This window comes from Lysinibacillus sp. G1-3, from assembly GCF_056322905.1.
Genome location: NZ_JBWHYQ010000001.1, coordinates 102,815 through 116,596, shown reverse-complemented (window position 1 = coordinate 116,596; position 13,782 = coordinate 102,815). Strand labels below are relative to the sequence as shown.

Annotated in this window: 12 protein-coding genes; all 12 read right to left on the bottom strand. The window is 38.4% G+C overall.

Translation table 11 applies throughout. From position 1 onward, the window contains the following. Positions 1-3 precede the first annotated feature (3 nt). Positions 4-723: a DUF881 domain-containing protein gene (locus ACVYAD_RS00550; protein ID WP_349658921.1), complete on the bottom strand. Its 720-nt coding sequence runs from the start codon at positions 721-723 to the stop codon at positions 4-6. A 70-nt stretch (positions 724-793) separates the two neighbouring features. Beyond that, entirely contained in the window at positions 794-1,519 is a 726-nt protein-coding gene (locus ACVYAD_RS00545; RefSeq protein WP_386826872.1) for a DUF881 domain-containing protein, read from the bottom strand. Further along, a complete protein-coding gene (locus ACVYAD_RS00540; RefSeq protein WP_349658923.1) occupies positions 1,500-2,318 on the bottom strand; it encodes a cell division protein FtsQ/DivIB in 819 nt (272 codons plus the stop codon). Before ACVYAD_RS00540 ends, ACVYAD_RS00545 begins: the two co-directional genes overlap by 20 nt. A 20-nt stretch (positions 2,319-2,338) precedes the next feature. After that, a complete protein-coding gene (locus tag ACVYAD_RS00535; protein ID WP_349658924.1) occupies positions 2,339-3,418 on the bottom strand; it encodes an FtsW/RodA/SpoVE family cell cycle protein in 1,080 nt (359 codons plus the stop codon). A gap of 40 nt (positions 3,419-3,458) precedes the next feature. Beyond that, on the bottom strand, positions 3,459-4,808 hold the full coding sequence (murD, locus tag ACVYAD_RS00530) for a UDP-N-acetylmuramoyl-L-alanine--D-glutamate ligase (protein WP_476423931.1): 1,350 nt from the start codon (positions 4,806-4,808) through the stop codon (positions 3,459-3,461). Continuing rightward, positions 4,805-5,776 carry a phospho-N-acetylmuramoyl-pentapeptide-transferase gene (gene mraY / locus ACVYAD_RS00525; protein ID WP_197141765.1) on the bottom strand — a complete coding sequence of 324 codons (972 nt, stop codon included), beginning with the start codon at positions 5,774-5,776 and terminating at the stop codon, positions 4,805-4,807. The genes murD and mraY overlap by 4 nt, the downstream gene beginning before the upstream one ends. Positions 5,777-5,900: 124 nt before the next feature. Then, the gene (locus ACVYAD_RS00520) at positions 5,901-7,817 is read right to left on the bottom strand and encodes a stage V sporulation protein D (RefSeq protein WP_476423929.1); all 1,917 of its coding nucleotides are present in this window, start codon (positions 7,815-7,817) and stop codon (positions 5,901-5,903) included. Positions 7,818-7,875: 58 nt separating this feature from the next. Then, a complete protein-coding gene (locus tag ACVYAD_RS00515) occupies positions 7,876-10,077 on the bottom strand; it encodes a penicillin-binding protein (protein WP_476423927.1) in 2,202 nt (733 codons plus the stop codon). Beyond that, positions 10,074-10,442 carry a cell division protein FtsL gene (gene ftsL2 / locus ACVYAD_RS00510; protein ID WP_476423925.1) on the bottom strand — a complete coding sequence of 123 codons (369 nt, stop codon included), beginning with the start codon at positions 10,440-10,442 and terminating at the stop codon, positions 10,074-10,076. The genes ACVYAD_RS00515 and ftsL2 overlap by 4 nt, the downstream gene beginning before the upstream one ends. After that, positions 10,443-11,393 (bottom strand): 16S rRNA (cytosine(1402)-N(4))-methyltransferase RsmH, encoded by a 951-nt coding sequence (gene rsmH, locus ACVYAD_RS00505; protein ID WP_349658929.1) that lies wholly within the window; start codon positions 11,391-11,393, stop codon positions 10,443-10,445. Positions 11,394-11,452: 59 nt separating this feature from the next. Continuing rightward, on the bottom strand, positions 11,453-11,884 hold the full coding sequence (mraZ, locus tag ACVYAD_RS00500) for a division/cell wall cluster transcriptional repressor MraZ (RefSeq protein WP_079559763.1): 432 nt from the start codon (positions 11,882-11,884) through the stop codon (positions 11,453-11,455). A 252-nt stretch (positions 11,885-12,136) separates the two neighbouring features. Further along, positions 12,137-13,753, bottom strand: coding sequence for a bacillithiol biosynthesis cysteine-adding enzyme BshC (gene bshC, locus ACVYAD_RS00495; protein WP_476423922.1), 1,617 nt, complete (start codon positions 13,751-13,753; stop codon positions 12,137-12,139). Positions 13,754-13,782: the final 29 nt, after the last annotated feature.

Genomic DNA, 13,782 nt, shown 5'->3' with positions numbered 1-13,782 from the left:
ATATTATTCTCCTTTTTTCACCTCTGTTAAATAATCATTTGTCAATGGCTGATCAAATGCTGGGATTATTAAATGCTCTGTTGGTTCCTCTATTATTAAGTTAAAGTTGTCCATATAAAAGGAATCAATAAATGTGGAAGCCTGTAATGAATTGTACATTTTTTGTGCTTCCTTAAATGAGCTTGTCCCAACAAAAATTTCAAAGGGTGGTGCTGACAGTGGTACACTGTTCACTGTCGTCTTTCCATTTATGTCTCGAATGGCTGTTGTCTGGACAACTCGATTTCCATCTATCGAGACACTCGCTGCATTGTTTTTAAACAGAGCATTTAGTAATTGGGTTAGTAAATCAGGCGAAATTTCTTTGATTTCATACCCCATTTCTACTAATTCGGGCGCTGGTTCTACACGAAGTGCAACTCCGGGCCCTGTCACTTCCGTTAACCCGGCCTGTTGCTTTAAACGATTCAGCGTTTGATATAATGCCGACTGTAAATTTGCTTTCTCAGATTGCTCATAGCGACCCACTACTTCATTAAGTGAACGAATTTCTGCTAATAATGTGGAATGCCTTTGCTTTTCTTCTGCTAATTCCTCTCTTATGGCCCAAATATCTCGTGTATCTCGCTCAGCTGGTTGCTTTATGGTATTGTATTGTACCGCTATCATCAAACCGATAATAAATAGCACGATCGTTATTCGGGTATACATATTTTTTTTCAAAATAGCCCCTCCTAGACGTATCGTAACCCCTTACAGATTTACGCCTTAGATCTTAAATTAGAAAAATCGTTTAACTTTCTACTTTTGCTTTTGGCATCGTTAGCTTTTGCTCTTCTTCAAATGATACAACAATATTGTCATTTAATAATTGATCCACAACGCCACCTTTTAAGTTTAAGGAAGCTTTGAATGTTGCTGAATCTCCTACAGCCTCGATGACGAATGGAGCTGGATGTTGCTTGCCATCAATCGTAATGACTGGTCCATTACAGCGTATATAAGAATTCGCCAAAACACGTTGACCATTAATAGCAATTGCTTGAGCGCCAGAAATTTTAAGCTCATTGAGCAATTTAAAAATATGGCTTTCATGCACGATATAATCATTAGGATTAGCAGATTTTGGATCGTAATCACCATCTTGAAGAGTTATACGTATCCCTTTTCCTTCTGAATTTAAATCGCCTAACAACAAACGTAAATCCTCTGCTTCTTCAACAAGTTTTGTATAATCCTTTTTGCCAGCGACGAATGATTTTTCATACTTACGAATTTTTTCCTGCAAAGCATTCGCTTCTTCTGATAATTCTTTATTGCGCTCTTGCTGTGCAATTAACTCCTCACGATATGAATCCTCTTGCTCCAAAAGCTTTGGATTGGTCGAACCTGCATCTCGATTATCTTTTGCCTGGTTGTAGGAATAGCCAATGATAAACCCCATAGTTACACAAACAATAAGCAACTGAAATTGTTTTCTTGAAAAGAAATTTTCTTTGCTATTCTTTTTCTTGTTCATCTTTTTCCACTTCCTGGTCGGCCGCATCGGTATCTATATCAATAGCTGCTTGGTTGTACTCATTATTGAAAGGACGATAATACGAGCCTACCTCTAAATCGATAACTCCCTTCTCCAAATTTGAAATTTGTGCCACAAGTGAAGGGTAATGATTTAGCTTTTCTGCTAATGTTTGAATAACAGCTCGAACTTCATAGCCATCGTTCATATAGAGCTTGACTGCATTAGGGTTTGAGTTATTGCTATTAGTATTGACTTGAGAAATGAGAGTTAATACTTCTGGATTTAATTGTGCTAACTGCTTTACAAGTTTCTTAATTGTCTTTTCGCCAGATATGCCGATAAATACAGGTGCATCAATCGGGATTTCATCTCCAGCTTGATCAAAACGCTTGCCATTTTCAAGTAATGGATAATAAGTACCGTCACCAGCTAAGTACGCAACCTTTTTCCATTCTTTAATTTCTATTGCCACGCCTTGAGGCCAATTACGTTTAACATGTGCTTCTTTCACCCATTTATCCTTTAGTAATAATTTCTCTACCTCTTCTTCTTTAAATCCCCACATTGACTTCCCAGTTGCAAGAGTACTTGACTTCAAATAATATTGTTCTTCTACTAATCGAGCGCCATTGACTGTAATTTTGTTGATTTTACTGTAAGGAGATTGAAAATAAAGGAGTACTGCTAACACGATAAAGAAAAGTAATATTAGCACTATAAATTTCCGATTTGTACGCTTTTTTCGTCGCTTTTTTAGCGTAGGTATGCGATCTTCTATGTCAATTACTTTCTCCAAAAAGTACTCCTCCTTTATATTTATTTCGCTAATTGATAAATAATACCTATTATTAGCCACATTGTTACTAAAGATGTTCCTCCATAGCTGATAAAAGGTAATGTGACACCTGTTACAGGCACTAAACCAATCACTACTGCTATATTTAGAAATGCTTGTACGGCTAACATTGTTACAAGTCCGATGATCGCGTAATAAGATGTTCTTGTTTTAGCCTGCACTGCAAATTTATAGCCTGCATAAATCGTCAGTACGAAAAGTGCTAAAATAACAAGTCCACCAAACAATCCGACCTCTTCAAGGATTATTGCGTAAATAAAGTCATTTTGTGGTTCGGGTAAATATAAAAACTTTTGCCTACTTTGTCCAAAGCCATGCCCGAAAATCCCAGCCGGACCTATAGCCATTAACGACTGCACAGCCTGAAATCCACTTCCTAAAGGATCTAACCACGGATCAATAAATGCCTCAATTCGCTTTAGTCGGTATGGCGCTGTGACAATCAAGCCTACTAATCCAGCAATTCCAGCAATCATAAACATTGCATAAAGCTTTAAAGGATACCCTGCCACAAAAAACAATAAAAACACAGAAACAACGAGAATAAAAACTGAACCAAAATCGGGCTGTAGCATAATAAGTACAACGGGCAATAATAAGATCAATCCATGCCGCCAATTAACAATCGACGTACCCGTTTTATGCTGCGCTAAAATATGGCTCATGTATACAATGACGGTAATTTTCGCTAATTCAGCTGGCTGAATTGTTAGGGGACCTACGCCAATCCAGCTTTGAGAGCCATTTCGTACAAGTCCAATTCCCGGTATAAGTACAAGGACTAGTAAAACTAACGAAAATATATAGGCCATTTTCCAAAAGGACTGCTCTTTCAAAATATTTAATCGAACAGTGATTAAAAACACTACAATAGCTACGGCAAAGTATAGACTTTGCTTCATATAAAACGGCATTTTTCCACTATAATGAACGGCACTCCAATAGGTACCTGCAGAATAGACGAAAATAATGCCGATTATTGAAAGCATCAATGTTGTGACGAGCAATAAATAGCTTTCTTTTCCTCTCAGTAATGCCATCCTTCCAAGTCAAGTATATTCTAAAATAGTTACAGGCTCGTTACAGCTTCATTACAGCATCAATAAAAACATCGCCTCTTATTTCAAAGCTGTCATATTGATCCCAGCTTGCGCAAGCCGGAGATAGTAAAATAACATCGCCTTCTGCTGACATCGGCGCAGCATAGTGTACTGCATCCTCAACATTTTGGGCAATGACAGTTTGCTGTACACCACATGATTTTGCAAATTCTACAAAACGTAGTCCTGTTTCTCCAAAGGCAACAACACCTTTTACATGGCTCATACATGGACGTAATTCTTCAAACGAATGTCCTCGATCTAATCCACCTGCAAGTAAAATAACAGGTGCTTGGAATGCATCTAAAGCACTTTTTGTAGCTAAGCAATTTGTTGCTTTGGAGTCGTTGTAAATTTTGCGTCCGTTCCATTCACGCACAAATTGAGTACGATGACGAACGCCCCCAAACTTCGCTAGCACTTCTTCCATTTTAGCTTTGTCACAGCCAATTAAAATACAAGCTGCGACAGCTGCTAAAATGTTTTCTAAGTTATGCTTACCAGGCAAAGCGATATTCGCTCGATCTAAATACGGCTCACCTTGCCAATAAATTGTTGTGTCATCCGCACTAATTCCTTCATCCGTGCGTCCCTTAGAACTAAATGGTACCTTTTGAGCTTTTGATTTTGTTGCATAGCCAACAACAACCGGCTGATCAGCATTATAAATAAAATAATCGGTTTCATCTTGATTACGTGTAACACCAAATTTTGCATCAGCATAGTCATCAAATGTCCCGTGATAATCAAGATGTGCATCATAAAGATTTGTTAATATAGCAATCTTCGGCTTAAACGTTTTAATCCCCATTAATTGGAAGGATGATAACTCTGTAACAATTACATTATCCTTTTGTGCTTCTCTTGCAACACCACATGCAACTGTTCCTATATTCCCTGCAATTAACGGTTTTAAACTTCCGTTATTCAGCATGTCGAAAATTAACGTTGTTGTAGTTGTTTTACCGTTTGATCCTGTAATACCGACAAATGGCGCTTCACTAATTAAATAAGCAAGCTCAATTTCTGTCCAAACAGGGATTTCACGGCTTATTGCATCTGCTACTATTTTATTGCTATAAGGAATCCCTGGATTTTTCACAACTATTTCAAAGCCTTCATCTAGTAAATCTTCTGGATGACGCCCACAAATAACTGTTATCCCCTTTTGCAATAGACCTTGCGCATCTGGGCTTTCGTCAAATGGTTTTGAATCATTAACCGTCACAAAGGCGCCAAGCTCATGTAAAATCTCAGCTGCAGCCACACCACTTTTAGCTAGACCTAAAACAAGGACTTTTTTATGTTGTAAATCTGTAAAATTTCTCATAAGAACGCCTCCGATAAAACTCCAATCAATGCTACTGCTAAAGCCGTTGACCAAAAGACAAGTACTACCTTCCATTCTGACCAACCTGATAATTCAAAATGATGATGAATAGGACTCATTTTAAAAATACGTTTTTTACGAAGTTTAAAGCTGCCTACCTGTAAAATAACGGATAATGTTTCAATAACAAACACCAATCCAATTAATAACAGTAAGAGTTCTGCTTTTACTAATACAGAGATCATAGCTAAAGCTCCACCTAATGCTAGAGAACCTGTATCTCCCATAAATACTTTTGCAGGATTCGCATTAAAAAGTAAAAACCCTAATAATGCACCTGTTACTGCGAATGTAAATAAGGCGATATCAGCTTGTTCTTGGAATAGAGCAATAACACCAAATGCTGCAAAGGCAATGGATGCAGTACCTGCTACAAGCCCATCTAAACCATCTGTTAAATTCACAGCATTTGAGAAGCCTACTAACCAGAAAATTAAAAAGGCTACATAGAAAATACCAAGATCAATCGTCCAATCTGTAAATGGTATTGCAATTGATGTATCAAACGATCCATGTAGTAAGAAATAAGCCAAGACTGCAATGGCAATTTGACCAATAAGCTTTTGAAGAGATGTTAATCCTAAATTACGTTTAAAAACAACCTTTAAGCTATCATCTAACAAGCCGATTAACCCAAACCCTACTAATACTAGTAGCAGTACGACGGTATATGTTGTAAATAAATCTAAATAGCTTCCTACTCCAACAGTAGTGAGGATAATGGCAATTAAGTAAATAATGCCCCCCATTGTTGGAGTACCAGCTTTCTTCATATGGGATTTTGGCCCCTCCTCACGAATACTTTGACCGAACTTTAATCGGCGAAGAAGTGGAATACTAATTGGTGCCAGGATAACTGTTACTATAAAAGCAAGAGCTAAAATGGTAAGCGTTGTTGCGAGTTTCATTGAAAAATCTCCTTTAAATCTTGTTTCACTTTCTTCTTGAAGAAAAAAGCACAAACTTTCATGTATTTATTACTACCCTTCATAATAATAGTGGTTCTTTCCCATTTTTTAAAGGTAAAGTTAATTAGTTTTCTAAATAAAGATGAATGGTGCCATCTTGTTTGATAACACTATCCACTTCAGGCAGTTGATTGCCAATTTTGGTCCCTTCCCCATGCCATACAATGCGGAATGGATAATGTTGCTTGGCAATATCGTCCTTCGTTTGACCAATAAAACTTGGTACCTTCACAGTGATTGGGTCACCCCATCGATAATCCTTTTCAAGCTGTTCCTTCGATTTTTCAATGCCAACAAAAGGTGCAATATCTTCAATAATTTGACCAACGATTGGAGCTGCTATCACACCGCCAAACTGTGTTCCCTTTTTCGGGTTATCTACTGCTACATAAACGACAATTTGCGGATTATCCGCAGGTGCGAAGCCAATAAACGATACGATATATTCACCGTCTTTATAACGGCCATTCTCTACTTTTTGTGCCGTACCTGTTTTACCACCGATTCGTAATCCATCTCGGTAAGCTTGACGTCCTGAGCCCTTTGCGACAACAGATTCTAATGCACCTCGAACCTTTGCAGACGTCTCCTCACGAATAACTTGTTTTTTAACTTCTGGTTTAGTCTCTTTTATAACGTCCCCGGTATTGGGGTTAAAAACCTTCTTCACAACATATGGGGTATACAGCTTGCCCCCATTTATTGCTGCGCCTACTGCTTGCACTTGTTGAATTGGTGTAACGGCAACCCCTTGGCCAAATGAAGTTGTGGCCTGCTCAACAGGTCCAAAAGCTTCCTTGGAAAATAAAATCCCTGAAGCCTCACCAGCAATGTTAGAACCTGTTTTTGTACCAAAACCAAAATCTTTAACATACTGTAGTAGTTTTTCATTACCTATTCGCTGACCTAATTCAATAAAGCCAGGGTTACAAGAATTTTCTACCACTTCAAGGAAGGTTTCAGATCCATGACCTTCACGCTTCCAACAACGCAATCTTGCTCCTGCAACCATTGAATAGCCTGGATCATAAAAAGTATCCTTCTCTAAATCCACTACGTTTTCTTCTAAAGCAGCACTAAGGGTTATAATTTTGAACGTTGACCCGGGCTCATATGTCATCCAAACCGGTAAATTTCTATTGTAGATTGTTTGCTCTACCGTTTGATATTCTGCTGGATTGAAAGTAGGGTATGAGGCTAATGCTAAAATTTCTCCATTGTTTGGATTCATGGCAATGGCCATTGCTTGGTCAGCATCATAACGCTTCATCGCCTGTGATAATTCACGTTCAACGACCTGTTGTACATCTACATCTATCGTTAGCTCGACCGTCGCGCCATCTTCACCAGCCTTCCAGGCACTCTTTACATTCGGTAAATTATTCCCTTTCGCGTCTGTAAAGATTCGTATAGCCGAAGAATTAGCCTGTAAAAGCTTATCGTATTCATATTCAATTCCCGCTAAACCTTGTGCATCATAGCCTGTGAAACCTAAAAAACGAGATAGTAGGGTACCATATGGATAATCCCTTGAATAATCGACACCACTATATAATCCCTCAATCTGCATACCTTGTAACTCCACTGCTTTTTCATAAGGAATATTTTTTCCTTCTGGTGCCAGCTTTACTAAGTACACTTTCTTCTTCATTTTTTCCAAAAGCTTTTGTTCATCTACACCTAAAACTTGTGCAATTTTGGCCGCTGCACCTTCAATATCCTTACTTTGAGAAGGCATGAAATATAAAGTTGGTGCAAGCTTATTTGTGACAATATTTTTCCCCTTACGGTCAGTAATATGCCCTCGCTCATTGGCAAAAGGAATTTCTCGGTCCCAATTCTCTTCGGCTTTCTTTGTCAGTTCTTTTTGATCTAATACTTGCAAAAAGAACAGCCTAATAATAATCGCAGCGGCCACAAACATAAACAATACATATAAAACACGCAAACGCTTTTTGGAATGGATAGAAATCCACTTCATTCGACATCACACCTTGTTTTTTACAACGTATGAAATAAAGTGGGCTTCTATTCAGTCTTTATTCAGTTTCACCCTCAGTTGGGGCTTCTACATCTTTGATAAAGCTTTCAGCTGGCGTTTTCAGCTTCACGACAATCGGTGAACGATCTGAGACTACAGTACCTGCCGAGACGCTCTGACTAGCTACAAAGCCCTCCCCAACGACTTCAAGTTCTAACTCTGCCAATGCCTTAAAAGCAAGTACATTACGCAACGACCAGTTAGTGAAGTCTGGAAGTACTACATCGCCTGCTGTTTTTAAAAACACAAAATTACCTTTCACAAGTTTTTGTGGACCTTTAGGATATTGGTCAATAACTTTACCGCCACCACCAACAATAATTGGCTGTAGACCATCATTCTGAAGCTCTACTTGTATAGCTTCAGCACTTTGACCTGTGTAATCTTGTATTTTTGTATCGTCAACTTGCTTTACATCTTCCGGGTTAACATTTAAATACTTCAAACTATTTAACATAACAGGGTTAAATACTTTTGCAACTGGTATAGAACCAGCTTCCCCCTTTAACTTTGGCCTTTTTACGGAGACATACATAATGAGCTGAGGATCATCTGCAGGAGCCATCCCTAAAAATGAAAACAGATACTCGTTTTCGAAATATCTACCATTACCATTTGGCCTAGGAATTTGGGCAGTACCTGTTTTCCCTGCAACTTCATATTCATCAAGAACAAAATCCGTCGCCGTACCTTTCTCAGCTGTTAACGTAGAGGCAAGGATTTCTTTTACTTGCTTGGCTGTGTCGGCTGATACTGGTTTTCCCTTTACAATCGGCTCATGCTTTTTAATCGTTTCTCCTGTCGAAGGGTCAACAATACGATCGATCACATACGGTTGCATCATTTTCCCGTCATTCGCAATCGCTGTCAACGCTTGAATTAATTGAATCGGCGTTACCGTAGAACCTTGACCGAATGTTGTTGTCACTCGTTCCACTGGATAATTCGATAAAAGTTTTCCTGATGCTTCATTCGGTAAATCAATACCTGTTTTTTTACCAAAACCAAATCGATCTAAATAGTCAAAAAATACATCCTCACCAATAAGCTTTAATAAGTGTGCCATCGCAGTATTGGATGAACGTTGGAAGCCTTGTAAATAAGTAATATACCCCCAACCAACTTTATTGTAATCTTTAATTACACGATCATGGACTCTGTATTGACCTGACGGATACCATTTATTTGGCTCCCAAACCCCTGTATCAATCGCAGAAGCGAGCGTAAATGTTTTCAACGTCGAACCTGGTTCTATAGTCTCTTCAATAGCTTCGTTCAGCCACTTCATATTATCGCCTTCCCGTATATCAGGATTAAACGTTGGCCGCTGTGACATTGCTAAGATTTTGCCGGTTTTTGGATCAGCGATAATAGCTGTCATCGATTCAGGGTTATATTCCTTTTCAACCTCTGTCATCTTTTCCTCTAAAAAGCTTTGAATTGTTTTATCAAGCGTTAAATAAATGTCATCACCATTTTTGGCAGGGGTCACCATTTTTTCGCTATTCGGTAATAAATAACTGAAAGCATCTGTCTCATATTCTACCTTACCATCTTTTCCAGTTAGTTCTTTGTTGTAGGTAAGCTCAAGACCCATTTTCCCTTTTGTTGTAAAAGTACCATCCTTATTTTCCTCTTTGACAGTAAAACCAACTAAGTGCGATGAAAAAATACCATTTGGATAATAACGTTTTAAATCGTTTACAAATAAAATCCCTGGTAAATTCTCTTCTTTGATTTTATTCATCGTCTCATGACTTAATCCACGTCCCGCACCGCCAAATTCCACTTGATAAGGCTTTTCGCCATCATCTTTTACTCTAGTAAGTTGTTGATAGATTTTTTTTTCGTCCATAGGGATATATTCTGCTAATATTTTTGCTGTTTTTTCTGGATCTACTACATGTCGAGGTTTTTTTGAATTCGTCGTGGCCTCTTTATTGACAATTGCGATTAGTCGATAACTAAGTGTATCCTCCGCAATAACTTGTCCATTTGCATCAAAAATTTTCCCTCGATTTGCTGTTATTACACTTTCTTTGCTATATTTTGCAGCTGCCTTTGCCGCAAGCTCTTGACCTTCCACTTCACCTGTCGCTTGTAACGTCACCATTCTCGTGAACAATAGAAAAAAGAGCCCTCCATAAAAAATAATTAATAGAAAGGCTCCCCATTGGAATCGAAATCTCTTTTTTTTCATTCTCCCGGCACTACCTTTACATTTTTCTCATTTTGAGTTAAACCGAGTTCTTTAGCTTTGTTCCATATGTTTTCGAATGTAGACAGTTCACTTACACGAACTGTCAAGTCAACATTCTGTTTAGTAATCTCTTCTGCTTCAGTTTCGATTTTTTGAATGTCCATGCTGGTTGTCTGAATGGCTGCTTGCTTATTTAACACTAGTACTGACATTACAGCGATAATGCTAACTAAAGCAATTAGCATTGTTTTTTCAAACTTCTGATTCGATTTTTTACGACGTTTGATAGTGGGTTGTGGGCTAGGGGGTGTTATTGGTTGTTGCACTTGCTGTTGCTGGTGCTGCCTTACACGAACTGCTGCCATTTACTCACTCCCTTTGTCGTTAATTTTCTCTACCACTCTAAGCTTTGCTGAGCGAGCGCGATTGTTTACAGCTAGTTCCTCATCAGAAGGAACGATCGGCTTTCTCGTGATAAGCTTTAAAGTTGGCTTCATGTCATCAGGAATTACTGGTAAATTCGGTGGTAATTCCGGTAATGATGACGCTTCCTTAAAAATAGTCTTGCATAGGCGGTCCTCCAATGAATGGAACGTAATGACACTAATGCGTCCACCTACGTTTATCATATCAATCGCATCGACTAATGAATCCTCTGCTGCGCCTAGCTCATCGTTAACAGCAATTCGTATTGCCTGGAATATGCGCTTCGCTGGATGTCCACCTTTACGGCGAGCCGCTGCTGGAATACCCTCTTTAATAAGTTCTACAAGTTGGGCAGTTGTTTCAATCGGTGCTACCTTACGTGCCTCTTCGATTTTACGAGCAACTTGTTTTGAAAATTTCTCTTCCCCATAACGGAAAAATATACGTACTAAATCTTCATATGCCCATTCATTTACGACATGAAATGCTGTAAGGGATGCCGTTTGATCCATGCGCATATCTAAAGGTGCATCATGGTGATAACTAAAGCCTCGTTCTGGTGTATCAAGCTGTGGCGAAGATACGCCTAAATCATATAAAACACCATCAACTTGCTCAACACCAATCGCCAATAGCTCTTCTTTTAAATAGCGGAAATTCGAATGAACAAATGTCACACGTTCAATATATGGCGCCAATCGAATTTTTGCATTGTTAATAGCTGTCATATCTTGATCAAAGCAAATCAAACGACCTTTTTCAGATAATTGTTGTACTAAATACTCACTGTGTCCTGCCCCACCTAACGTACAGTCCACATACACACCATCAGGATCGATGTTCAACCCATCAACTGTTTCTCTTAATAACACGGTTGTATGATCGAACATACCACTCGCTCCCTTCAGGCCTTAACTTCATCTAGCTGACACTTAAGTGTCTAAAAAAGTTAAAAATCAAAGCCAATCATATTTTCTGCAATTTCATTAAAGGATTGCTCCGACTCACTAAAGTAAGTCTCCCAAGCATCTTTCGCCCATACTTCAATCCGATTCGAAACTCCTAACACGACACATTCTTTCACAAGATGTGCATGCTGCATCAGAGTTGAAGGAATGTTAATGCGCCCCTGCTTGTCTATTTCTACTTCCGTTGCTCCAGAAAAGAAAAACCTTGCAAATGCACGTGTATCTTTTTTGGTCATCGGTAAGCCCTTTAATTTTTCTTCGAGTTTTCGCCATTCATCCATAGGATAGCCAAATAAACAATTATCAAGTCCGCGTGTTACAACAAACGTTTCACCTAAGGCTTCACGAAATTTTGCGGGCACGATTAATCGTCCTTTTGCATCAACAGAGTGTTGATATTCTCCCATGAACATGCTATTCACCCCACTTTATTAAATAATGTACCACATCCCCCCACTTTCCTCCACTTTTTTTAAAAAAAACTTGACATTTTAACAATTAATGTACGATTAGACCTTTAACAAATTATTGGAACTGTGCTAAATGACTCAAAAAAAGAGCTATCCTTAGTAGGATAGCTCTCTATTTACTATTTATATCGACATTACCCATCAAATTCACATTGTATCAAATTATTAATTAGGTATATAGATACAAATATTGGATTATAAATAAATTATATAGTGGTGATTACCAACGCTATAATTTTGTTTCAGCATATCAGTAATTAACATAGGTCCAAACTCATTAAAATATTGATATGGACTATAAGTTCTTTCCTGGAACCCCTCATTTGGATACAGCTCATTTTGTAACGTCATAAATTTCCGGATCGTCGTTTCATGTTTGTTAAGAACAGTTTGTTCAACCTTTTGCTGTAAATACTCAAATTGCTTTAGGTGATTCTCTTTATTTTTCTCAAGTATTTTATCTAATAATAACTGTTGTTCTTCTAAATAAAGTTGAAGTGCATCATATTTTTCTAAAAGGTCTCGTTGCATCGTTTGAATTTGGCGCTTCGCTTCAGTGTCCTGTACGTCAGCAACATACTGCTCTTTAAGCTGCAACACTTTGCCATCCCAAACGTCAGCAACAGTTAAACGATATTCACGTAAAAGTTGTTCTACGTGACGTGTAACAAGTGTAATATGAAGACGCGGAGCAAAAATCGGCATTTGTAAGCCTAATACCGAAAATGCATCCTTCAATGTCGCCCAGTAGGCAAGCTCCCCTGGTCCACCAACAAATGCTAGCACAGGCAATGTCATTTCCTGCATTAACGGACGCGTCACAACATTATTACTTAGCTGCTCAGGATGTACTTCAGCAATTTTCAAAACTTCTTCACGAGATAGTTTGATATTTGCAGCTAGATTGACAAAATGCTGATTTTTTCTTTCTAAAAGATGACGCTCTTCATCTTCTACATAAAATAAATTGGCCGCTTCGTTTGTTGCCAAAATAGGCTGGCCATAACCTGCACGTTCAAGCTCCGCTTCCTTCTCCGTTACCACTCTTGCAATTTCTTCATTTTTATGAATGATACGGGTAAAATTCCCACTCTCATATTGACGGAATTTAAAGTCCGCTGCATCTATCATCAATAAACCTTCATCTTTAAACAAATGGTTCATAAGTTGCGCAAAGAAGTCCGTAAACGTGTCACTCTTATTTAGTGTATCTACTAATTGTTTAATAAGCATTTCAGTGAATTCTGTTTCACCCATATCCTTCACAATAGCATTTATTAATTGTGTCATGGATTCTTTGTTTATACTTGTTTCAGAAGCCATTGTTTTACGTCTTGAGCGTTCCCCGTATGCACGTTTTTTAATATCTACACCCTGCACTGTATACGTATGGTTAATTTCCTCTAAATCATGATCTTCTCCAGCTATCCAAAAAACAGGAACAACCGGTCGCTGTAGCTTTACACTTTGCTCTTTCGCTAATGCAATAACCGAAATCGCCTTATGCACCGAGTAAAGAGGGCCTGTTAAGATACCTGCTTGTTGCCCACCAACAACCGTAATAGCTCCTTGCTCTAGTTGTAACAAATGTTCATTCGCTTTCTCCGAAATACCAAGAGGCTCCATAAATTGACGTATGATGGCTGTTAATTCTTTTTGATCATACGCATGCTGATCAAGATATTGTGCGCGTTTCTCAAAAGATTTATCGTTATATTCGTATTCAAAAAACTCACGGATGGCAGTATTCGGTGACCAATAATCTGCTAGCAAACGATTTTTTATGGGTACTTGGATTGACTCCAGTTTCATTTAACACAAACTCCTCTACCTAAATCATC